18 protein-coding genes and 1 pseudogene are annotated in these 23,187 nt (G+C 70.7%); 14 read left to right on the forward strand and 5 right to left on the reverse strand.

All coding sequences use genetic code 11. The features are described from left to right. Window positions 1-360: 360 nt before the first annotated feature. From QM591_RS15620 to QM591_RS15630, 3 genes and pseudogenes are all read left to right on the forward strand, one after another. A pseudogene (locus QM591_RS15620) lies at window positions 361-474 on the forward strand (alkane 1-monooxygenase); the annotation flags it as partial. 48 nt (window positions 475-522) lie between these two features. Continuing rightward, window positions 523-1,071, forward strand: a complete 549-nt coding sequence (locus QM591_RS15625; RefSeq protein ID WP_415133727.1) for a GNAT family N-acetyltransferase — start codon at window positions 523-525, stop codon at window positions 1,069-1,071. Beyond that, window positions 1,068-2,003, forward strand: a complete 936-nt coding sequence (locus QM591_RS15630) for a GNAT family N-acetyltransferase (RefSeq protein WP_415133729.1) — start codon at window positions 1,068-1,070, stop codon at window positions 2,001-2,003. Before QM591_RS15625 ends, QM591_RS15630 begins: the two co-directional genes overlap by 4 nt. A gap of 112 nt (window positions 2,004-2,115) precedes the next feature. Here QM591_RS15630 and QM591_RS15635 read toward each other — a convergent pair whose 3' ends face one another. Beyond that, window positions 2,116-4,908 (reverse strand): lamin tail domain-containing protein, encoded by a 2,793-nt coding sequence (locus QM591_RS15635; protein ID WP_415133731.1) that lies wholly within the window; start codon window positions 4,906-4,908, stop codon window positions 2,116-2,118. Window positions 4,909-5,184: 276 nt separating this feature from the next. On the opposite strand from QM591_RS15635, the gene QM591_RS15640 reads away from it, so the two are divergent. The 5 genes from QM591_RS15640 (at window position 5,185) to cydC (ending at window position 11,934) form a co-directional block, all read left to right on the forward strand. After that, on the forward strand, window positions 5,185-5,808 hold the full coding sequence (locus QM591_RS15640) for a helix-turn-helix transcriptional regulator (protein ID WP_415133733.1): 624 nt from the start codon (window positions 5,185-5,187) through the stop codon (window positions 5,806-5,808). Window positions 5,809-5,910: 102 nt separating this feature from the next. Continuing rightward, a complete protein-coding gene (locus QM591_RS15645; RefSeq protein ID WP_415133735.1) occupies window positions 5,911-7,356 on the forward strand; it encodes a cytochrome ubiquinol oxidase subunit I in 1,446 nt (481 codons plus the stop codon). A 9-nt stretch (window positions 7,357-7,365) separates the two neighbouring features. Next, a complete protein-coding gene (cydB, locus tag QM591_RS15650) occupies window positions 7,366-8,400 on the forward strand; it encodes a cytochrome d ubiquinol oxidase subunit II (RefSeq protein ID WP_415133737.1) in 1,035 nt (344 codons plus the stop codon). 133 nt (window positions 8,401-8,533) lie between these two features. After that, a complete protein-coding gene (cydD, locus tag QM591_RS15655) occupies window positions 8,534-10,276 on the forward strand; it encodes a thiol reductant ABC exporter subunit CydD (RefSeq protein ID WP_415133739.1) in 1,743 nt (580 codons plus the stop codon). Then, window positions 10,273-11,934 carry a thiol reductant ABC exporter subunit CydC gene (cydC, locus tag QM591_RS15660; protein ID WP_415133741.1) on the forward strand — a complete coding sequence of 554 codons (1,662 nt, stop codon included), beginning with the start codon at window positions 10,273-10,275 and terminating at the stop codon, window positions 11,932-11,934. Before cydD ends, cydC begins: the two co-directional genes overlap by 4 nt. Before the next feature lie 250 nt (window positions 11,935-12,184). On the opposite strand, the gene QM591_RS15665 is transcribed toward cydC, so the two are convergent. After that, window positions 12,185-12,925: a helix-turn-helix domain-containing protein gene (locus QM591_RS15665; RefSeq protein ID WP_415133743.1), complete on the reverse strand. Its 741-nt coding sequence runs from the start codon at window positions 12,923-12,925 to the stop codon at window positions 12,185-12,187. Window positions 12,926-13,013: 88 nt separating this feature from the next. Here QM591_RS15665 and QM591_RS15670 point away from each other — a divergent pair, with 88 nt between their 5' ends. From QM591_RS15670 to QM591_RS15695, 6 genes are all read left to right on the forward strand, one after another. Continuing rightward, window positions 13,014-13,829 (forward strand): siderophore-interacting protein, encoded by an 816-nt coding sequence (locus QM591_RS15670; RefSeq protein WP_415133745.1) that lies wholly within the window; start codon window positions 13,014-13,016, stop codon window positions 13,827-13,829. A gap of 66 nt (window positions 13,830-13,895) precedes the next feature. Continuing rightward, window positions 13,896-14,891 carry a Fe2+-enterobactin ABC transporter substrate-binding protein gene (gene fepB / locus QM591_RS15675; protein ID WP_415133747.1) on the forward strand — a complete coding sequence of 332 codons (996 nt, stop codon included), beginning with the start codon at window positions 13,896-13,898 and terminating at the stop codon, window positions 14,889-14,891. 92 nt (window positions 14,892-14,983) lie between these two features. After that, window positions 14,984-15,976: a FecCD family ABC transporter permease gene (locus QM591_RS15680; protein WP_415133749.1), complete on the forward strand. Its 993-nt coding sequence runs from the start codon at window positions 14,984-14,986 to the stop codon at window positions 15,974-15,976. Continuing rightward, window positions 15,973-17,037 carry a FecCD family ABC transporter permease gene (locus tag QM591_RS15685; protein ID WP_415133751.1) on the forward strand — a complete coding sequence of 355 codons (1,065 nt, stop codon included), beginning with the start codon at window positions 15,973-15,975 and terminating at the stop codon, window positions 17,035-17,037. Before QM591_RS15680 ends, QM591_RS15685 begins: the two co-directional genes overlap by 4 nt. A gap of 11 nt (window positions 17,038-17,048) precedes the next feature. Then, window positions 17,049-17,870: an ABC transporter ATP-binding protein gene (locus tag QM591_RS15690; RefSeq protein ID WP_415133753.1), complete on the forward strand. Its 822-nt coding sequence runs from the start codon at window positions 17,049-17,051 to the stop codon at window positions 17,868-17,870. Then, complete coding sequence (locus tag QM591_RS15695; protein ID WP_415133755.1) at window positions 17,867-19,135, forward strand: NtaA/DmoA family FMN-dependent monooxygenase; 1,269 nt, start codon at window positions 17,867-17,869, stop codon at window positions 19,133-19,135. Before QM591_RS15690 ends, QM591_RS15695 begins: the two co-directional genes overlap by 4 nt. A 3-nt stretch (window positions 19,136-19,138) precedes the next feature. Here the strand turns inward: QM591_RS15695 and QM591_RS15700 are convergent, their stop codons facing one another. From QM591_RS15700 to QM591_RS15710, 3 genes are all read right to left on the reverse strand, one after another. Then, window positions 19,139-19,735 (reverse strand): GNAT family N-acetyltransferase, encoded by a 597-nt coding sequence (locus QM591_RS15700; protein ID WP_415133757.1) that lies wholly within the window; start codon window positions 19,733-19,735, stop codon window positions 19,139-19,141. A 10-nt stretch (window positions 19,736-19,745) separates the two neighbouring features. Continuing rightward, window positions 19,746-21,383 (reverse strand): DUF2867 domain-containing protein, encoded by a 1,638-nt coding sequence (locus QM591_RS15705; protein ID WP_415133759.1) that lies wholly within the window; start codon window positions 21,381-21,383, stop codon window positions 19,746-19,748. Between the two features lie 90 nt (window positions 21,384-21,473). Beyond that, window positions 21,474-23,187: helicase HerA-like domain-containing protein (locus QM591_RS15710; RefSeq protein WP_415133761.1), on the reverse strand; the 1,714-nt coding region annotated here is incomplete at its 5' end.

Raw genomic sequence — 23,187 nt, forward strand, 5'->3', positions numbered from 1 at the left:
CATCTGCCGTTTCCCTCTTGCGGTGCGATGAGCGCACCTCCGACACCGGCGATGGTTACCTCGGCGTCCCCGCGCCGATGACCCTCCGGGCCCATCCGACGCGGCCGACGACATCGTTGTTGCAGCGAGCGATCAGGTGAGGGTCGTGGCCCGCATAGCCGCACGGCCGCTGCACATCCCACGGTCCGAACTCAGCGGAGTACTCGCCGTCGAAGAGTCGACGCAACTGTTGAAGATCATTTGACGACAGCTCATCGTTCTTGACGACATCGATGGAGAACCACTTCTTCTGCGCTCCTCCGAGTGGACGCGGATGGTCCCACCACCGCCACAGTATGGGCGACCCGCCCACGATGCGCGCTCATGCTCACGATCCCCAGCCAGTTGGGTGTGGAGTTCAACCTCCGCATCGTCGAGTCGTTCGCGAAGCACGTCGCGCCGGCACTCGGGTGGGAGCCGACCACGGCGAGCTGAGGCCGAGGCGCCACGGCGAGCAGCTGACCGGCCGTCTAGGTTGGAGGGATGGCCGTGACGTTCACCCCCATCGACCCGGAGGGCGCGGACCGCGACGAGCTCGTCGCGTTCATGACCTCGCAGACCTTCCCCTTCCACGTCCGCAGCTCGCCCTCCACGGAGCAGATCTCCGATGCCATCGCGGCGGGCGCGTACCGCGACGACAACAACGCGTCGTTCTGGATCGATCACGACGAGTACGGTCGGGTCGGGTTCTTCCGCTTCGAAGACCTCTCCGAGGACACCCCGCTGTTCGACCTGCGACTCGCCGAGCAGTGGCGCGGACGCGGGCTCGGCGGTGAGATCCTCGCGGCGGCGACCGAGCGGGTGTTCACGACGATGCCCGAGGTCCGCCGCTTCGAGGGCCAGACGCGCGAGGACAACCATGCGATGCGGCGAGTGTTCGTCCGCTCCGGATGGGTGCAGGAGGCCTACTACCGGGAGGGCTGGCCCGTCGAGGGCGGGGAACCCGTGGCTTCCGTCGCATACAGCGTGCTGCGTCGCGACTGGGAGTCCGGCACCGTGACGCCCGTGGTGTGGGACGCGGCGTCCGCGTGAGAGATGCCGTCGGCGCCCGGATCCTCGTCACCGGCATGTCGGGGGCGGGAAAGAGCTCGCTCCTTCGCGTGCTCGCGAGCCGCGGCATCACGACCGTCGACACCGACTACGGCGGCTACGTCGAGGCCGACCGCCGCTGGAACGACGAACGCATCCGGACTCTGCTGGACGCCCACCCCTCGATCGTCGTGTCGGGCACCGTCGAGAACCAGGGCGACTACTACGACCGGTTCGATCGCGTCGTCCTGCTGAGCGCGCCCCTGGACGTGCTGCTCGCCCGCGTGGCAGCGCGCACCGACAACCCGTACGGACAGACCGAGGAGCAACGGAACGAGATCCGGCGTTACGTCGCCGAGGTCGAACCGCTCCTTCGCCGCGGCGCCCACGTCGAGCTCGACGGCACGCGCCCGCTCCCCGACCTGGCCAATGCCGTGGAGCACTTCCTGCGCCCGGACCCCGTGGAGGTTCGGGACGCCGTCTTCCCCCGCGACCTGTCGTCGGCGTCGTCCCTGCTGGAGGACTACCTCGTCCAGACGGAGCGCGAAAAGGCCGATCACGGCCTCGTGGCGCCCTCTGAAGAGCTTCCCGAGCGGTACGCGCGCGAGGTCGCCGATCCCGCGAGCGCGTTCCGCGGCGCCCTCGTGATGCTCGCCTCGGTCGCGGGCGAGGACTGCGGCATCATCGCGATGACCACGGGAGTCGGCGGATCGGAGCTCAAGCGCTTCTGGACGACTCCCCCCGCGCGTGGCCGGGGAGCCGGAGCCGCACTCCTCGACGCCGCGCTGGCCGCGGCTTCCCCACCCGTGCGCTTGTCGGTGTGGGAGTGGCGGCGGCCTGCGATCGAGCTGTACCGGAGGCGCGGGTTCGAGGTCGTCGCTCCCGCCGATGCGTGGGACTCGCGGCCCGGGCTCCTCTGCCTCCGCCGAGGCTGACCCCTCCGTCCGCGCGCGCCGCTGCGCAGGAGATCTCCGGACGGTCGGACATCCCTCGCGGGCCCGTCCTGTCGCGCGGAGTCCTCCTGCGCAGCAGCAGCGGCGGGAGCGGTCAGCCCGCGCTGCGCGTTCGGCGCCGCACGAGGGCGAGGCCGGCAAGGAGCGTGATCACCCCTCCGACGACGGCGAGCGCGGAACCCCCACCACTGCCGCCCGTGGCGGCGAGCCCATCGCCGGTCACCGTCAGCTCGGTCCACGCCAGGACCGCGCCCGTGGGCTCGGCGATGACGAGCCGGTGCTCGCCTGCCGCCACGGTGACCGGGATCCGGACGGTGATCGCACCGCCCGACCCGACGACGGCGGCACCGAGGTCGGTCGGTGCGGAGAACAGCCACACCGCCACCGTCTCTCCGGCGAGGGCCGGATCGAGCCGCACCCGGAATGAGCTGCCGGCGCGGACCGTCGAGGGCGCCTGGATCGTCCCCCGGTTGGCCTCGGTCAGCTCCGACGGATCGGGAGCCACCCGCGCAGGCCCCGGCGTCGCGGACGGCTCGGGCGTCTCTGTCGGACTCGCGGTCGCGGACGGCTCGGGCCCCTGTGTCGGACCCGGCGTCGCGGAGGGCTCCGGCGTCGTGGAGGGGCTCGGCGTCGGAGACGGCTCCGGGGTCGGGCCCGTTCCCTCGTCGGCGCAGGAGAGGGTTCCGCCGCGGAGGGAGTAGCCGTCGGTGTCGGCGTCGTCGGCATAGAACGTCGCGGCCGCCCCGTCGACGCACGCCGACGCGATCGCGAAGCCCTCATTGGCGACGTTGGCCGCTTCTGCCGGCCGCGCGTACACGGCCGTCGGAACGAACGCCCCGGTCTCGTCGATCTCATATGTGGCACTCCGGCCGTCGCAGGCCTCGTCACACACCACCCAGAGCCGGTCGCGGTCGAACTCCAGCTCCGCGACGAGCGCGAAGTCCGTGTCGATCGTCGCGATCCGCGCGAACGAGCCGTCGTCCATCAGGACGTAGGCGTACGCCGCAGCCGTTCCTTCCACGCCGACGAAGAAGACGCCCCGTCCGTGGCCGCGATAGTCGCCGGGCGCATACGCACGTCCGGTGCGCTCGTCGACGAAACCGCGGGCGACCAGCCAGCTGTCGGGGATCCAGGTGATGCCCTCGAGCCCGGCGTTGGCGCCGAGACCAGGGAAGTCGGCTGCGAGGTTCCACTCCGCGTCCGCCGTCAGCTCGGTCCCGCTCGCCGTCGGATCGACCCGCAGCACGGCGGGGCGACTCACGGAGCTCGCATCGTTGTTGCGCTCGCTGGAGACGTAGACGTCACCACCGACGGCGACGACCCCTTCCGCGTCCACGGTTCCGCCGCCACCCGGATACCGGAGCTTCTTGCCCGACTCCCAGCCGGTCGCCGGCAGCCACCGGTCGCCCTGCGACAGGAGGCGGTAGAGCAGGCCGTTGCCGTTCTCGACGCCCCACAGCACGCCGTCGACCTCGTCGAGCCCGCTGAGGTCACCCGTGAACGTGGCCTCCTCGTCGAGGACGCGCACACTCGCGCCGCCCGGCCACGGCGAGACGACGACCTCGCCCGCGCACCGGTTCGCCGCTGCGCGCGTCGACTCCGCGGTCACCGTGAAGGGTCCTGTGCCGTCGCTGCAGCGTCCCCACGTCGTGGTGGCGTGCGCGGTCCACGAGGTCTCATCCAGCGGCGTCACCCCGTCGATGTCGAACAGGTGCACGGCGTCCTCACCGCCGAGCCCGAACCCGAAGGCGCTCTCGTCGAGGACGAGGTAGCCCCGGGCCGGGATCGTCGTCCCGGAGGGAAGCACGTAACGGTGACCGGAGACGTCGGAGTCGGTGACGACGAGGCCTCCCGCCTCGACGACGGTGTCGCTGAGGTTCACGAGCTCGATCCAGTCGTCCGGCGTCCCGCCGCTGGATTCCACTTCGTTGATCTTCACCGGGAGGGCACAGTTGTTCGGTGCCCCCTTCGTGGTGACCGTGGTCTCCCGCATCTCTCCGGTGCCGTCGGGGCAACGGCCGTAGCTGGTGGCGGCATGCACAGTCCACGCGTACGAGGCCACGAGGGTGCTGCCATCGGGCGAGAAGACGCGCACCATGTCGGCGTTGCCGAGCCCGAAGTCGAAGCCGGGCGAGTGGGCCGTCAGCTGGTCGACGAGAAGGATGCCCCGGGCCGGCACCACCGACCCGGCCGGGAGGGCGTACGCCTTCGCATCGTCGTTGTCGCGCACGATGTAGCCGGTGAGGTCCAGCGGAGCGTCTCCGAGGTTGAACAGCTCGAACCAGTCGGTGTCGTCACCGTTGGACTCCACCTCGTTCACGACGAGCGCACCCGAGGCGGGGTCTGTGGTCGGGGATGTGGTCGGCGACGGCGCCGGGGACGTCGGCACCGTGCAGTCGTTGGCTGCGCCCGGCGTGGCCGCCGCGGTCGTGACGAACGGGCCCGTGCCGTCGGGACACCGTCCGAAGGTCGTGACGGCGTGCTGAGTCCACGAGTACTCGTCGACGAGCGACTCGCCGTCGGGAAGATAGAGGCGCGCGGCGTCTTCCTTGCCGAGCCCGAAGCTCATCTCCGGGGCGGTGAAGACCACGAACGCGCCGGGCTCGATCACGGTGCCGCTCGGCAGGGCGTCGGTGCGAGCCGGATCGTTGTCCTTCACGATCCAGCCCGAGACATCGACAGCGATGTCGGAAGTGTTGGTCAGCTCGATCCAGTCGGACGCATCGCCGTTGGACTCGATCTCGTTGATGACGACGCCGCCGGAGACGGGGGCGGCCGAGGCCGCACCGACGGCGCCGTATCCGATGCCGGCGATTCCGAGGAGAATCGCGACGGCCGCGGCGATGGGCGGACGAACGCGCGATGTGCGCGTGGAAGTGGGAGACATCTCGCTCCAGACGGGAGAAGGAGGAAGGGGGGGCGAGGTCGTGATCCGGACGGGCCCGGTCGCCTCGCCTCCCGATGGTGGCGACGCTGAGCGAACGGACGGCAAACACGAGGCGTCCCAGAGGCAACCGGAAGCGCACGCCCGCGGGTCAGCGGTACCGCTCCCATCCCCGACCGGCCGGGAGGCACACGCCGCCCCCTCCGTTTTCAGGGGGGTGGGAAGAATCGCGGGGCGCTGCCTCTTCCCCCGGCCAGGGAGACCGTGAATAATAGTGGTATGACCACAGGGCGACCCGCCGGATACAGCGCGATCTCCAGCTACTCTCGCGTCGAGCTGCTGCACCTCATCCAGGAGCAGCAGCAACGGACGATCACCGAACTCGTCGAAGCGACGGGCCTCCACCCGAACACGGTGCGCGAGCACCTCCAGCGACTCATCGAAGACGGCTACGTCGTCGCGATCCCGGAACTGCGCACGACGCGGGGCCGCCCGCGGGTGCTCTACAGCGCCGCCGACGGGACCATCGCCTCCAGCCCCGTGCAACGCCGCAAGGTGAAGGCGGCGGCCGAGCGAGGCGACCTCATGCGCCGCGTGCTGCCCGGGGCCCCTCCGGAGCTCGACACCGAGGCGCTCCACCAGGTGGACGCCCTCATCGACGACCTCATCGACGCGGGCTTCGACCCTCTCGTCGACGAGACCGAGCTCACGGTCGATCTGACCCCGTGCGCCCAGGCCGAAGCGCAGGCGGCTCACCGCGAGGTGCTCTGCAGCGTTCACCTCGGGCTCATGCAGAGCGTGCTGAGCGAGGCCGGCGGCCCGCTCTCCATTGACGGCATGCGCTCATCGTGCGACCCCCGACAGTGCGTCGTGCAGCTCGTCCACGCCGCGGCGGCGGGTTGATCCACCCCACCGGGTCTTTTTCACGGCCGGCTCCCGCGCCGGCTGACAAAGGCCTGTGTACCTTCAGGCAATAGGAAGACCCACGCTCGGGGAGGGACTCGCATGGACTTTCTTGATCCGCTACTGCTGGCGCGCTGGCAGTTCGGGCTGACCACTCTGTACCACTTCATCTTCGTTCCGCTGACGCTCGGAATGTCGCTGTTCGTCGCGATCTTCCAGACCGCGTGGTACCGGACGGCCAACGTGAAATGGCTGTACCTGACGAGGTTCTTCGGGAAGATCTTCCTGATCAACTTCGCGATGGGCATCGTCACCGGCATCGTGCAGGAGTTCCAGTTCGGCATGAACTGGTCGTCCTACAGTCGCTTCGTCGGAGACGTGTTCGGTGCCCCCCTCGCCTTCGAGGGCCTCATGGCGTTCTTCTTCGAGGCCACCTTCATCGGCCTGTGGATCTTCGGATGGAACAAGCTTCCGCGCGGCATCCACCTCGCGACGATCTGGATCACCGTCGCCGGCACCTGGCTGTCCGCCTACTTCATCCTCGCCGCCAACGCCTTCATGCAGAACCCGCAGGGCTTCAAGATGTCCGAGGAAGGACATCGCGCGGAGATGGCGAACTTCGGCGAGGTGCTCACCAACCCCGTCGCCCTCACGCAGTTCCCCCACACGATCTTCTCCGCGATCATGTTCGCCGCCGGAGTCATGGTGGCCGTCGCCGCCTGGCACCTGTCGCGCAAGCAGCACGAGGAGATGATGCGCCCGGCGCTCCGTCTCGGGCTGTGGTCGGTCGTCATCGCGTTCGCCGGCGTGGCGCTCTCGGGCGACCAGCTGGGTCTCGTGATGGTCCAGACGCAGCCGATGAAGATGGCCGCGGCAGAGGCGCTGTTCAACAACGCGTGCGGCGCGAACGCCTCCTTCTCCCTGTTCTCGATCGGCACGCCCGACGGCACGAGCGAGATCTGGTCGCTGCGCGTGCCGCACCTCCTCGCCTTCCTCTCCACGCACGACCTCAACGGCTGCGTCGAGGGCATCAACGACCTGAACGCGAAGTACGCCACCGAGCTGTTCCCGCAGTTCGCCGACCAGGTCGACGGCAACTTCGCACCGATCCTCTGGGTCACCTACTGGTCGTTCCGTTGGATGATGGGCTTCGGCGGCCTCGCCGCGCTCATCGCCGTCGTCGGCCTCTGGGTCACCCGCAAGAACGCCAAGCGTCCCGTCGCCGGCTGGATGTGGAAGATCGCCATCTGGCAGGCGCCGCTGGCCCTCCTCGGCATCCTCGTCGGGTGGGTGTTCACCGAGATGGGGCGCCAGCCCTGGATCGTCTTCGGCCAGATGCTCACGCAGGACGGCGTCTCACCGAGCGTCCCCGGCTGGACGGTGCTCATCTCCCTGATCGCCTTCACGCTGATCTACCTCATCCTCGCGGTCGTCGAGTTCGGTCTCATCTTCAAGACGGTCAAGACCGGCCCCGACCCGCTGCCCGGACCGGACGACCCGGATCCGTCCGATCTCTCGGTCGACCAGACCCCGTCGACGGTGTACTAGGAGCCCGCCATGGATCTCGCCTACCTCTGGTTCTTCATCGTCGGAGTGCTGTTCGTCGGCTACTTCGTGCTCGACGGCTTCGACTTCGGCGTCGGGATGTCGCTTCCGTTCCTCGGCAAGGACGAAGTGTCGCGCCGCCAGGTCATCAACACGATCGGCCCCGTCTGGGACCTCAACGAGACCTGGGTCATCGTCGCGGGCGCCTGCCTGTTCGCGGCGTTCCCGGAGTGGTACGCGACGCTGTTCAGCGGCTTCTACCTGGCGCTGCTCCTCATCCTGCTGGCGCTGATCGCCCGCGGCGTGTCGTTCGAGTACCGGCACCAGCGCGACGACCCCCGATGGAAGCGCCGCTTCGACTGGATGATCGTCATCGGCTCGGCCCTCCCGGCCCTCCTGTGGGGCGTGGCGGTCGCCAACATCGTGCAGGGCGTCCCGATCGATGCCGACCACGAGTTCACCGGCTCGCTGCTGACGCTCCTGAACCCGTACGGGCTGTGGGTCGGCGTCACGACGCTCCTGCTGTTCTTCCTGCACGGCGTCTACTTCGTCGGCCTGAAGACCGACGGCCAGGTGCATCACGACGCGCAGGCGCTCGGCAAGAAGCTCGCGATCCCGACGGTGATCTTCGCGGCCGGGACGGTCGTCTGGACGATCTTCCTCGCCGCCGGACGCGAGGCCCCGCTCCTGTGGGCCGTGATCGCCTGCGGTGCGATCGCCGCCGTCGCGCTCCTCGTCTCGGTGTTCTTCAACTGGGTCGACCGCGACGGGCGCGCCTTCGCGGCGGGTGCGGTGACGATCGTCTTCGCCGTGCTGACGCTGTGGCTCGCACTGTTCCCATTCGTCATGCCGTCCTCGACGGACCTGGCGAACAACAGCCTCACGATCTCCAACGCGTCCAGCACCGAGATGACACTGCAGATCATGTCGTGGGCGGCGCTCATCTTCCTGCCGCTGGTGCTGCTGTACCAGGGGTGGACCTACTGGGTGTTCCGCAAGCGCGTCACACGGTCGGTCATCGAGAAGGCGGAAGCCGCCGCGCACTGACCGTACCGAGTGTTGACCGGGTTCCGGGGCGGCGAGGAGCGACACCTCGCCGCCCCGGCTCTTTCTCCGCCTCCCCTCCGACCCCACAGACCACCCGCCCGCGACAGACCAACCGATCTGCGAGGATCGAAGAATGCCGGATGACGACACGACGAGAGCCCCCTCGCGCGGGCGTCCCGTCGATCCCCGGCTCCTGCGGTACGCGACGGCGGCGCGCGGGTTCTTCGTGGCCATCGCCCTGATCGGACTCGCTCAGACAGCGGTCACGATCGCCTTCGCCTGGACGCTCACGCGGGCGATCACGGGAGCGATCGAGCGCGAGCCCCTCACCGAGGTGCTGGGGTGGTTGACGGTCACCATCGTGATGCGCGCCGTCCTGCTGTGGGCACGCGACACCGTCTCGGCCCGCGCGGCCGCGCGCGTGCAGGCACAGCTGCGGGGCAACCTCGTCGAGGCCGTGGGCACGCTCGGTCCCGGGTGGCTCGAGACACAGAACAGCGCACGACTGGCGGTCACCGCAGGTCGCGGCCTGGAAGCGCTCGACGCCTACTTCGCGCGTTATCTCCCGCAGCTGACGCAGACGATGATCGCGACGCCGATCATCCTGGCGGTCATGTGGTGGCAGGACTGGATCTCGGGCCTCACGGTGCTGCTCACCCTCCCCCTCATCCCGCTGTTCATGATCCTCATCGGCCTGGCCACCCGGTCTGTCCAGCAGAAGCAGTGGAACACCCTGGGACAGCTCGCCGCCCGGTTCGCCGATACGGTCCGAGGCCTGTCCACGCTGAAGGTGTTCGGCCGCCACCGCCGGGCGGTCACCTCGATCCGGACCGTCACCGACACGTACCGCCGGGAGACGATGCGCGTGCTGCGCGTGTCGTTCCTCTCGGGCTTCGCACTGGAGCTGCTCGCCTCCATCGCCGTCGCCATCGTGGCCGTCACGATCGGATTCCGTCTCATGGACGGGTCGTTGACGCTCGTGGTGGGGCTTTTCGTCCTCCTCCTCGCCCCCGAGGCGTATCTTCCGCTCCGGCAGGTGGGCGTGCAGTTCCACGCCGCCGCGGAGGGCGTGGCCGCCACCGACGACGTGTTCGCCGTGCTCGATGCCGCGCGTGAGGTCCGGCGCGCGCCCACACAGCCCGCGTGTGCCGACACCGGGGGGGCCGTCGACGACCGGGCTCTCGAGGTGTGCGACCTGCGCGTCGTCCGCGGCGACCGCGAGCTGTCCCCGGTGTCGTTCACGGCCGCGCGCGGCACCGTGACCCTCATCGAGGGGCCGAGCGGCAGCGGGAAGTCGAGTCTGCTCGCAGCGCTCCGCGGCGCCGCTCCCTTCCGCGGCGCCGCGACATTCGGCGGCGTCGGCGTCGAGGTCCTCGATCCGGCCACGTGGCTCGCGTGGGCGGGCCAGAACCCCGGCCTCATCGGCGGCACCGTCGCCGACAACGTCACGCTCGGCGAGGGGGAAGGCACCGACGAGCCCGGCCCGGCGTCGCTGCGGGCCCCTCGCCCCGACCGCGACGCTCGTGTCCGTGACGCGCTGTCCCGCGCCGGTGCGGCCGAGATCGAGCCGGACCGTGTGCTCGGCGTGCAGGGGGCCGGCCTGTCGGGTGGGCAGTCACAGCGGGTCGCGGTGGCACGCGCGATCCATCACCACCTCCACCACCGCGTGCCCGTGCTCGCGCTGGACGAGCCGAGCGCCGCCCTCGATCCCCTGACCGAGGGCGAGCTGTGGTCGCAGGTGCGGCGCCTGGCCGACGAAGGCGCGATCGTCCTCCTCGTCTCCCACCGCACGTCGGCCCGGGCGATCGCCGACCAGGTGCTCGACTACGCCGAGGTGTCGTTCGTCGCGCGCTCGGACGAGGGGGTGGACGCGTGACTTCGCCCGCCGACATCCTCCGGGGCGCCATGCCCTCTGCGCGCCGCTTCTGGCCCGGCGCGGCATCCGGATTCGCCTCCGAGGCGTCAGCCGTCGCGCTCCTCGCCGTCAGCGCGTGGCTCATCGTGCGCGCGAGCGAACAGCCGCTGCTCATGTACATCTCGGCGGCCGTCGTCGGTGTGCGGATGTTCGCCCTCACGCGCGCGGCGTTCCGGTACACCGAGCGTCTGGCGAGCCACGACGCGGCCCTTCGGCAACTGGCCGACACCCGTACCGACCTCGTACGGCGGCTCGTCCCCCTCGCCCCCGACGGTTTGACCCGGACGCGACGAGGCTCGGTGCTGGGCGCCCTCGTCGACGACGTCGACGAGCTCCAGAACCTCCCCCTCCGCGTGGTGCTCCCGCTCGTGTCGTCGACCGCGGTCGCGCTGGGCGCGGTCGTGCTGATCGCGTTCGTCTGGTGGCCCGCCGCCCTCACTCTGCTCGGGTGCCTCGTGATCGCGGCCGCCGCGGCCTCGGTGTGGGGCTGGGCATCCGGGTCGCGCGCGGAGAGGTCGATCGCACCCCTGCGGGCCGCCCTGTCCGACGCCGTGACCGACCACCTCGGGAGCCTCGACGTGCTCGCGGCCTACGGCGCCGAGGCCACCAGTCGCGAGCGCATCGCCCGCGCCGATCAGCGACTCCGCCGCGCCGTCGTCCGGCGCGCAGGGTCGCAGGCCGGAACCGCTGCGGTCGTCTCACTCCTCGCGGGCGCGGCCTCCCTCCTCGCCGTTCTCGTGTCGGCGCCCGCGATCGCCTCGGGTCACCTCGGCGGTCCCGAGATGGCGGTCGCGGTGCTCGTTCCCATGGCCGTCTTCGAGGTGTTCGCAACCGTCCCCTTGGCCGCGGCCTCGTGGCGGCAGGTGCGCGCCGCCGCGGCGCGAATCGCCGACGCCGTACCGTCGGAGATCCCCGCCGAGATCCCCCGTGACCGGGAACCGACCGGCCTGGCGCCGGCGCTCGGCTCGGGGATCCGTCTCCGCGGCGTGACCGCGCGCTGGCCGCACGCCGCCGCGCCATCGCTCCACGACGTCGACCTCGATGTCGCGCCCGGCGAGCGGTTGCTCGTCGTCGGCTCCAGCGGTGCCGGCAAGACGACGCTCGCCCATGCCCTGGTCCGCTTCCTCGAGATCGACGGCGAGTACACGATGGGAGGCGCCGACGTCACGGCGCTTTCCCCCGATGACGTCCGCCTCACCGTGGGCCTGTGCGAGCAGAACCCTATGCTCTTCGACGAGGACATCCGTCAGAACCTCCTGTTCGCGCGCGACACCGCCACGGATGCGGAGCTCGAGGCCGCGCTGGAGGCCGTGGGGCTCGGCGACTGGATGCGCGAGCGCGGCGGACTCGACGCGCGCGTCGGCGAGCGGGGCGCCCTCGTCTCGGGCGGACAGGCCCAGCGCATCGCCCTGGCCCGGGCACTCCTCCACGGCTTCGACGTCCTCGTGCTCGACGAGCCGACCGCCGGTGTCGACCCCGCGGCATCCGACGCCCTCCTCGCCGACCTGCTGACAGCGGTCGAGGGCGACCGCGCCGTCGTCCTGATCTCCCACGTCCGCGTGCCCGAGGGCCTGGTCGATCGGACTGTGCGGCTGGAGAACGGCCGCATCGCCGGCTGACCGGCGGGCGAGCCGGGCCCGTTCTCGGCTGAGGAACACAACGGCGATCCGACCGGCTGGCCGACCTACCGGCAACGCCCCGACTGAGGAGCACAACGGCGGATCAGCGGGCCGACACGCCGAGGTAAGAGCCGGTGGAGCCGGCGCGTCGCCGCAGATCTCCGCCACTGTGCTCTCCGCCACTGTGCACGCCCGTCACTGTGCTCTCTCGGGAGAGACCCAACCGGCGGGCCGGGCCGGCGGATCCGCGTCAGTTCCGGTCGGCGACGATGCGCGCGCGGTGTGCTCCCGGGGTCACGCCGTACTCGCGGCGGAATGCGGCGATGAACGCCCCCGCCCCGGCGTATCCGACAGCGCGAGCCACCGATTCGACGCTTCCCCCGTCCTCGAGCATCGTCCGTGCGGCGAGGAGGCGGGCACGGAGCCGCCACCGCGGATAGGTCATCCCGGTGTCCTTCACGAAGGCTCGCTGGAGCGTCTTCGCGCTGGTGTGCACGACGCGCGCCCAGTCCTCCAGGCGCAGTGCCGACGCGGGTTGCTCGATGATCCGGACAGCCACACGGCGAGCGCGCGCGTCGGTCGGCAAGACGAGCTCCGGGCGTCGCCGAACCGCCTCACCCACTCGCCGGATCACTTCCGACCGCGCCGCAGCCACCGCGCGCGCAGTGGCGATTCCCGATTGCAGCAGGACGCGGACGCAGGAATCGAGCTCTGCAGTTCGGGGGATCACGTGAGCCTCTTCGTCGACGGCGAGGCCTTCCGGGAAGAACAGTGGGAAGACGAGGGAGTCGGGGCGTGGCACGACGACGTGCTCCCTGCCTGCGGGAACGACGAGCGCTCGCGAGGTGTCGACGTTCCAGCGCCGCTCTCCGATGACGAGCGTGCAGCTGCCCGAGACGACCCAGGTGAGCTCGTCCTCCTCGTGTCGATGCGTCGCGCGATCGACGAGTCGGGCATCGGCGAAGGCAGTCCCACTCGGGGGGCTGCTCACTCGTCCAGCACGGCGCATCGTGTGTCCAGTTCTCGTCATCAAACCAGGTAAGGCAAACCTAACCTGGAATGCCGAGGAGAGGAAACCCGTGCCACAGCCGCGCCCGCCGATCGAGACCGTCCGACATGATCTCGGCGTCCGTCTGCTTCATGTGATCGAGACCGAGCGCATCGGACCACGAATGCAGCGCGTGATCCTGAACGGCGAGGATCTCGATGCGACGTTCCCGTTTCCGGCTCGCGCGGCGACAGATCACGTCAAGATCGTGCTGCCCGACCCCGCGACCGGAGTCGTCACGCTCCCCCGTCGTGAGCTCGATGGCGCGGGCCTGCGCCTGCGGGAGCTGCCGAACCCGGTGCGCGACTACACCGTGCGCCGCCTCGACGACCGCGGGCTGACGATCGACTTCGTCCTGCACACCCACGGGCCGGCAGGGCGATGGGCACGATCGGCGCTCCCGGGGATGCCGTTGGGGGTGCTCGGACCGCGCGGGTCGCACCTCTACCCCACCGGCTACGAGCGCTACGTCCTCATCGGCGATGAGACCGCGCTCCCGGCGCTCGGCCGCTGGCTCGACGACCCGACCTGGACCGAGCCCATGGAGGTGCACGTGCTGGCGGCGAGCACGGACGAGTATCCCCTCCCCGCCCGCCCACGCACCGACGTGGTGTGGCATGTCTCTCCCGAGCCGACCGGGCGGACCGCAGCGGTCGCCGAGCTCGCGGCGGAGCTCTCGCTCAGCGACGACACGTTCCTCTGGGCCGCCGGCGAAGCCGACAGCCTCGTCCCCCTCCGGCGCTCGCTCCGCCAGCGAGGCGTGGCGCGCACCCAGTACGACATCGACGGCTACTGGCGCACCGGCGTCGCGAATCTCGACCACCACGCCGTGCCCGACGACGACTGACGCGCGCCCGACTCCAGCCCGACCCACCCATCCACCCATCCACCCATCCACCCATCAGGAAGACTCATGACGACCCTCCGCCTCCGCGTGCTCGGCACCGCGTCGCTCGCCCTCGCAGCCGCCCTCGCACTCTCCGCGTGCACCGGCGCACCCTCCTCGACCACATCCTCCGGCGCTCCGGCCACGCCGGCGAGCGAGGACGCCGTGTGGCCCCGCACGTTCGAGAACGCCGACGGCAGCACGACGGAGATCCCCGCCGCGCCCCAACGTGTGCTGTCCACCGCAGTGTCGGTGACCGGCACCCTCCTCGCCCTCGACGCGCCCGTGATCGCGAGCGGCACCTCCACCGGCGGCGCATGGTTCGACCAGTGGGCGAGCATCGCCGACGAGCGCGACGTCGACCCGATCTGGGAGGTCGGCAGCTTCGACCTCGAGGCCGTCATCGCCGCCGACCCCGATCTCATCGTCGTGGCCACCTCGGGCCGTGACGCCCTGCTCGATCAGGTGGAGGCACTGCAGGATGTCGCCCCCACCATCGTCGTGGACTACGGCGGCCAGACCTGGCAGGACCTCGCCGACGAACTGGGCGAAGCCACCGGACGTGAGGCGGAGGCCGACGCGGTCGAGGAGAGCTTCGATGCGCTCGTCGACGACGTCGCTGAGGAGATCACCGTGCCCGCGGGAACCGCCAACATCATCTCGTTCAACGGCGCGGGCCAGGACAACCCGATCGCGCGGAAGGGCGGCGCTCAGGCCAAGCTGCTCGCCGACCTCGGCTTCACGATCGAAGACCCCGACCCCTCGTGGCACACGCAGGCGCAGCAGCGCGAGGACTTCGTCTGGGCCCCGTATGAGAACCTCACGCGGCTGACGAGCGAGACGACCTTCATCCTCAGCGCAGACGACGCGACCGCGCAGCGCTTCGCGGAGGACCCGGTGATGGCGAACGTGCCCTCGGTGCGCGCTGGCCAGGTCTATGGACTGGGCGTGAACTCCTTCCGCATGGATCCCTACAGCGCCACCGAGATCGTCGAAGGCGTGCGGGCGACCTTCGCCCCGTGAGTTCAGTCCCCCCGGACCTCGAGGAGGGTGCGGCGCCGCGGTCGGCGGCATCGCACCCTCCTACACCGTCCGCACCTCGACCGCTGAGCCGGATGGCGTTCGTCGCCGGAGCGACGCTCCTCGCGCTCGTCGTGGTCATGGGCATGACCCTGAGCACTCTCGTCGGCACACGAATGCTGGCACCCGCAGACCTCTGGGGAGTCGTCACGCGTTTCTCCGCGGAGGATGACGCGCACCTCATCCTGCTCCACACCCGTATCCCGAGGACGATCCTCGCCGTGCTCGCCGGGGCGGCGCTGGGTGCGGCAGGGGTCGTCATGCAGTCACTCACCCGCAACCCGCTCGCCGAGCCCGGCATCCTCGGCGTGAACGCGGGCTCGGCCCTCGCCGTCGCCGTGGCGATCGCCGTGTTCGGCGTCATCCAGCCCGCCGGTTACTTCGTGTTCGCGTTGGGAGGTGCGGCCGTGGCCGGCGTGCTCGTGCTCCTCCTCGGCGGCGTGCGCCGGGGCAGCGATCCGGTGCGGCTGGTGCTGGCGGGGGCGGCCCTGTCGGTGGTCCTGGGGGCGCTCGCCCAGATCGTCATCGTGAACGCCGACGATCTGCTCTTCGATCGGTACCGCAACTGGATCGTCGGATCTCTGCAGGGGCGCGGGCTCGACGTGCTGATCCCCACGCTCGTCCTCGTCGGAGCCGGCGTCATCCTGGCACTCTCCCTCGCGCGCTCCCTCGATACCGTGTCGCTCGGCGGCGATGCCTCCCGCGCTCTCGGCGCACGCCCCGCGCGGGTCTGGACCCTGGCCGGAACCGCTGTCGTGCTGCTGTCGGCGGGCGCGACGGCCGCCGCCGGACCCATCGCCTTCATCGGCCTGACCTCCCCGCACGTCGCCCGCCGTTGGGTCGGGTCCGACCATCGGCGGATGCTTCCCGCCGCGATGCTCCTCGGGGCCGGTCTCGTGCTCGTCGCCGATGTGGCCGGACGCGTCGTCGCCCTCCCGGGCGAGGTGGGTGTCGGGATCATGGCCGCCCTCATCGGCGGCCCCGTGTTCGTCGCGATCGTCCGCCACCGACGGATGGCCCTGCTGTGACCGCCGTCGATCCGACCCGCGCCCCCGGTGGCGCCCGAGTACTGCGGCTCGCGGGGATATCGATCGTCTATCGTCCGCGTACGCTCGCGGTGACCCTCGCCCTGATCACCGCCGCGCTGGCGGCCGGGGTCGTCGCGATGGGCATCGGCAGCGTGCCGCTCACCCCGGCGGAGGTCGTGAGCGCCCTCGGCGGGACGGGGACGGACTCGTCGGTCCGCGTCGTGCACGGCATCCGTCTCCCCCGAATCGTCACGGCGATGGCTGCGGGTGCGGCGCTGGGGATGGCGGGCGCGGTGTTCCAGTCGATCTCCCGGAACGCACTGGGATCCCCTGATGTGATCGGGTTCACGACCGGTGCAGCGACGGGCGCGCTGACCTTCATCGTGGTGTTCGGCGCGAGCTCCGGGCAGATCGCGCTCGGAGCGCTGGCCGGCGGCATCGCGACGGCCGCCGTGGTCCTGTTCCTCGCCCGACGCGGGGGATCACTGCGCGGTCGGCAGCTGATCCTGGTCGGCATCGGCGTGGGAGCCGTGCTGTCGGCGGCGAACGGTCTCCTCCTCGTCAAGGGCGACCTCGACAGCGCTGCGCAGGCCAATCTCTGGCTGGCCGGCTCCCTGGACGCGCGCGGATGGGAGCATGCGGCACCCGTGACGATCGGGGTCATCATCGCGCTCCCGGTCGTCCTCGCCTTCGCGCGCAGCGCCGACATCGTGGAGATGGGCGACGACCTGGCCGGCCAGCTCGGCGTGCGCACCGAACGCGTGCGACTCACCCTCGTCGCCCTCGCGGTGACCCTCGCCTCTCTCGCGACGGCGGCGACGGGACCCATTGCCTTCGTCGCCCTCGCCGCACCTCAGCTCGCCCGCCGCCTCACCCGAGACGATCACCTTCCGGCGGTCTCCGGCGCCGCCATGGGAGCCGCGCTTCTCGTCGTCGCCGACCTCGTGACGCGGGTGCTCCCGGTGTCCTTCAGCGTTCCCATCGGGAGGATGACGGGTGTGATCGGCGGTCTCTACCTGCTCTGGCTGCTTCTTCCCTCGCGCCGCCGGGCCACCCTGTGAAAGGAATCACCGTGACCTCAGCGCAGCCCCGGACGCTCGGCATCCGAACCCATGGGCTCACCGCCTCGTACGACGGCCGCCAGGTGCTCCACGGCGTCGACATCGCCTTTCCTCCGAGCGCCGTCACGGTCGTCCTGGGCGCCAACGCCAGCGGCAAGTCGACCCTCTTGCGCGCGCTCGCCCGGCTTCTCCCACCGACGAGCGGCGCGGTCACCCTCGACGGCGACGATCTGCGAACGCTTCCCGCCAAGGCCCTCGCCCGGAGGATCGGTCTGCTCCCGCAGTCATCGACGGCGCCGCCCGGGATCACCGTGGGCGAACTCGTCGCGCGGGGACGCTATCCGCATCAACGCCTGCTGCAGCAATGGTCTGCCGACGACGCGGCTGCGGTGACCGCCGCGGTGACTGCGACGGGGATGGCGGAGCTCGTGAGCCGCCCGCTGGACGAGTTGTCGGGGGGTCAGCGCCAGCGCGCGTGGATCGCCCTGCTCCTGGCCCAGGACACTCCCGTCATGCTCCTCGACGAGCCGACGACCTACCTCGACATCGCCCATCAGCTCGAAGTGCTCGAGTTGATCCGCGACCTCAATCGCGCGCAGGGGCGCACCGTCATCATGGTGCTCCACGATCTCGACCAGGCCTGCCGCTACGCCGACGAGCTCATCGTGCTGAAAGACGGAAGGGTCGTCGCCACCGGCGCACCCGCCGAGGTGATGACGGCAGAGCTCATCGCCGACGCGTTCGGCATAGAGGCGGAGGTCCAGCCGCATCCTCGCACCGGCCACCCCATGGTCCTCCCGATCGCCAGCTTGTCGGGGAGGGTGCAGTCATGAGCCGCACACTGCTCACCGGGTTCACCCTCGCCCCGACGTGGTTGCGCGGGTGGGGGTGGCGTCACCCCGACAGCCGCGTGGAGGAGATGTTCACGGGCGGGCCGATCGTCGAGGCCGTCGTGCGGGCCGAGCGGGCCGGCTTCGACTTCGCCTTCCGTCCCGACGCCCAGGAGATCGATCCGGCGCGCATCCGCGACGACGCCGGGCAACTGGGCCTTGACCCCCTGATCCAGCTCGCGGCGGTGGCCGTCCAGACACACCGGATCCAGCTGGTCGCGACCCTTTCGGCGACCTTCGCCGATCCCTTCACCGTCGCCCGGCAGCTCGTCTCACTGGAGCATCTCGCCGGGCCACGCATCGGCTGGAACCTCGTCACCTCCCTGGGGGGCGACCGCAACCACGCCACGCCGCGACCGGAGACCTCTGCGGGGCGATGGCGACGTGCCGCGGAGTTCGTCGAGGTGGTGGAGGGCCTTCGCGCCGGATTCCCGCCCGACGCCGTCATCCACGATCGCGCGTCCGGTCGCTTCACCGACCCCGAGCGCCTCCGGCGACTGGATCACGAGGGCGAGAGCTTCCGCGTGGAGGGCCCCCTGACCACCCCCTCGGGATCCGGCGGCAGGCTGCCGATGCTGCAGGCCGGCGGATCGGAGGCCGGCAGGCAGTTCGCGGCCCGTCATGCCGATGCGGTCTTCACGGCCGCGCCACAGGAGGAGTCGGCGGCGGAGCTGCGCCGCGACCTGATCGTTCGGGCGCGCGAACTCGGACGAGCGCCGGCTGCCGTGGTCCCCGGGCTCAGCCTGTTCTTGGGTGCGACGAGCGATGAGGCCTGGGCCGCCTTCCGGGCCGCTCAGTCACCCGCGACGCTGGCTCGACGACGTGATGCGGTGGCAGCCGCGATGCACGCCGACCTGTCGGACCTCTCCGTCGACGACTCCGTGCCACGAGCGCGGCTACGGACCCCTGACACGCCTCTCGACGCTCGCGCAGAGCGCCTGCGAGCCGTCGCCGCGAGGGCCACGCTCGGCGCGCTGCTGGAGTCTCCCGATGCTGTCGCCGATCTGCATTGGACGGTGATCGGCACGGTCGACGACGCGGCGGATGCGATCTCGGTCCGCTTCGAGCGCGCATCGCTCGACGGGTTCATCGCCTTCCCCGGCGGCAGCTGGACCAGCGTCGAGCTCGCGTGCGATGCGCTCGTGCCGGAGTTGCGCCGACGGGGTCACGTCGCCCCGGGAACGGGGCTTCGACGAGACGCGCCGTGACCGCTACAGGCGCAGACCGAACGCCTGCGAGCCCGGAGACGAGGGCAGCGCCGCGAAGCCGAGTCGCTCGTAGAAAGCGAGAGCGCCGATGTTCTCCGCCGACGCCACGAGGTGGAGGGCGGGGACGCCACGATCGCGGAGCGAGTCGACGACCGCGCCGATGAGGCGCCGTCCCCAGCCCTGACCTTGGAGCTCCGGCAGGAGGTCGATGTGCAGGTGGGCGGGATACTCCGCGGCGTACCGTTCGTCCTGGTCTCCGCGCCCGTACGCGTAGAGCAGCAACCCGTCCTGGCGGGACTCCTCCTGCTCGGGTCGCGGCCACCGCACGCCCCGACGCGGCCACCACTGATCGCGGAACCACTCCTCGAACGCGACGGTGTCGGGCGTCGCCACCGCGTATCCCCGCGCACTTCCCGACTCGTCCTCCACGACGAAGGCATGTTCGGGGTGACGAGCGACGTACGGCAACACGAACAGGTCCGCCCAGAGGTCGTCGTCATCCAGGATGCCGGTCCCGTCGGTGCCGGCGTCGGCGGTTCGGAGGCAGATCTCAGCGAGTGCCGATTCGTCGCCGATGCGGAAGGGACGGATGCGGGCCATGGGCCCGAGTCTACGTCCGGGTCCGGGCGCGACGCGGCGGCACCGCGGCTGCGGGAGGCGCGGCGAGCGCCTCGGCGGCGGCGGTGATCCGAACCGCCATGCCGCGGAAGATGAACCCGTGGAACGGCAGCACGGCCAACCAGTACAGCCGGCCCGAGAGGCCCCGTGGGAAGAACACGGCACGCTGCCGGTAGACCGAGCCCTCCCCGTCGGGATCGCATCGCAGTTCCAGCCAGGCCAGGCCCGGCACCTTCATCTCCGCCCGTAGACGGAGCAGGTGCCCCGGTTCCACCGCCTCGACTCGCCAGAAGTCGATCGCGTCGCCGACCGATACCCGCGTGCGGCTCCGCCGTCCGCGCCGAAGACCCACACCGCCGACCAGGCGATCCATCCAGCCCCGCAGCGCCCACAGCAGCGGCGACGAGTACCACCCGTTCTCGCCGCCGACGCCCGCGATCACCTCCCACAGGTGTGCGGGAGACGCGGAGGTGCGCTCGGTCTGCTCATCGGTGAAGACCGTCCGCCCCGCCCATTCCGGGTCGCTCGCCAGAGGATCGGACGGCACTCCCGACACCTCGGCGTCCTGCCAGCTCGTCTCGACCGAGTCGGCCTCGACGCGGCCGAGCGCCAGCGCCACCGCCCGGCGATAGGGAGTCAGCCCGCCCTCGGGAGGGGGGATGAGCGTGTCCACGTCGTGATCGTCCATGACGCATTCGTTGACGAGAGACGCGATCAGCGGGCGCGCGATCGATCTCGGCACGGGAGTGACCAGGTTGACCCAGTGCGACGCGAGGCCGGGGGTCAGGACCGGTAGAGGTGCGATGGGCCGCTGCGGGAGTCCCGCCTCGACGGCGTAGCCGTTCATCATCTGTCCGTAGCGCAGCACGTCCGGCCCGCCGATGTCGACGGCGCGATTGACGCGAGGATCGACCCGCGCCGCGCCGAGCAGGTAATGGAGCACGTCACGCACCGCGATGGGCTGGATGCGGTTGCGCACCCAGCGCGGGGCGGGCATGTAGGGCAGCACTTCGGTGAGGTGGCGGATCATCTCGAACGAAGCCGATCCCGAGCCGATCACGACTCCCGCCTGGAGCACGAGTGTGGGGACGCCGCTGCGCAAGAACTCCTCCCCCACGGCGACCCGCGACCGCAGATGCGGGCTCAACTCCACTCCCGAGGGATGCAGGCCACCGAGGTAGACGATCCGACCGACGGATGCCGCCGCCGCCGCCTGCGCGACCGTTCGCGCCGCCGTCAGGTCGGTCTCCTCGAATCCCTTCCCCTGGCCCATGGAGTGGATGAGGTAATAGAGCACGTCGACGTCCTCGACGGCCTCGGTCACGGCCGCCCGGTCGGTCGCCGAGCCGGCGACGGCGTCCACGCGATCGCCCCACTCGAACGCGGCGAGCCGCCCGAGATCGCGCGCCATCACGCGGACGCGATAACCGGCGGCGAGCAGGCGCGGCACGAGGCGCCCGCCCAGGTAGCCGGTGGCACCGAGGACGAGCGCGCGAGGGGCGGTGCCGTCCGGGCGAGGGTTCGCACGCAGCGCCTGCTCGCGGCCGCTCGGAGCGAACGGCAGCCGTGCGCGGTCTTTCCCCGCGTCGTTCGGCGACTCTTGGGTGGCGGGTGCGGGGTCCTCGGGCATGCCCCGAGCGTAGGCGCCGCGACCGACCGGGTAAACGCCTTGCCCCACACCCCGCGACGGGATATGCACGAGGAGACGAGACTGCCCGGGTCAGCGCCGGCGACCGGTGCCGAAGACCCCGCGGATCACCGAGGTGAGGATCGTCTGCGTCGCCTTCGACCCGAGGACCTGCTCCAGGGGAGACTGCGGCGTCGTCGCACGGGATCGAGACGACCCACCCGTCGACTTCATGAGACGGTCGTACTCCTTCTGCCGCTCCATCTCGGCAGCAGCACGTTCCTTGTCGGCGGCCGCCTGAGCCTTTGCGACTGCCGCCTGCTGTCGGGCGTACTCGGCGTCGGTCTTGGCCTTGTCCTTGGCCGCCTGCTCGGCCGCCTCCTTCTCCGCAGCCGCGTTCATCTTGGCCGTGAGGATCTCCCGCGCCGACTCGCGATCGATCGCGGTGCCGTACGTCGCCAGCAACGGCGAGGCCTTCACGGCGCGCTCGATGTCGGGATCGGGCGTGGGAGACATGAGCCCCTGCGGAGCGCGCAATCGCGTCCACGCGACCGGCGTCGGGGCGCCCTTCTCGCTCATGACGGTGACGATCGCCTCGCCCGTGCCGAGCTCCTGCAGCACCCGCTCCAGGTCGTACCCGCTCTTGGGATACGTGCCGACCGTCGCACGGAGCGCCTTCGCGTCGTCCGGGGTGAAGGCTCGCAAGGCATGCTGCACACGCGATCCGAGCTGCGCCAGCACGTCGCCGGGCACGTCTTTCGGGGTCTGCGTCACGAAGAACACCCCCACCCCTTTGGAGCGGATGAGGCGGACGGTCTGCGTGATCGCGGCGAGGAAGTCCTTGGAGGCTCCGGAGAAGAGCAGATGGGCTTCATCGAAGAAGAACACCAGCTTGGGCTTGTCGAGGTCGCCCACCTCGGGGAGGATCTCGAAAAGCTCCGCCAGCAGGTACATGAGGAACGTCGAGAACAGCGCGGGCTTGTCGGCCACGCCGGGAACCTCGAGCAGGGAGATGATCCCACGCCCGTCCGGTGCGGTGCGAAGGAACTCGCGCACGTCGAACTCCGGCTCGCCGAAGAAGACGTCGGCGCCGTCATCACCGAAAGTGATGAGCTCGCGCAGGATCACGCCGGCCGTGGCGGCCGACAGTCCGCCGAGCGTCTTCAGCTCGGCCTTCCCCTCGTCGCCCGTGAGATAGGTGAGGACCGCTCGGAGATCGGACAGATCCACGAGGGCGAGGCCGTTCTGGTCCGCGTAGTGGAAGACCAGGCCGAGGCTCGACTCCTGTGTCGCGTTGAGGCCCAAGACCTTGCTTAGGAGCAGCGGACCGAACCCCGATACGGTCGCCCGGATCGGCACACCCTTGCCGACTCCTCCCAGTGCGTAGTACTCGGTCACCGACGCGGTCGGCTGCCAGTCCTGACCGATCGCCCTCGTGCGCGCGAGAAGCTTGTCGCTCGGCTGACCGGGCGTGGCCACCCCCGACAGGTCGCCCTTGATGTCGGCGGCGAACACCGGAACTCCGCGGGCTGCGAGCTGTTCCGCAAGCCCCTGCAGCGTACGCGTCTTTCCCGTTCCCGTCGCGCCGGCGACCAGGCCGTGGCGATTCATCATCGCGAGGGGGATGCGCACTTGCGCCTCGGGCACGGGCTCGCCGTTCACGAGCGCTCCGAGGTCGAGGGTCTCGGCCTCGAACGTGTAGCCGGAGACGATCGCGGCGACCGCATCGGCGTCGAGCGGACCGTCGGATGCCGGCGCGGCCGCCGCGGCCGCCGCGGCGGTCGGGTCGGTCGCACTCGCGGCACCC

Source organism: Microbacterium sp. (genome assembly GCF_047607225.1).
Taxonomy (GTDB): domain Bacteria; phylum Actinomycetota; class Actinomycetes; order Actinomycetales; family Microbacteriaceae; genus Microbacterium.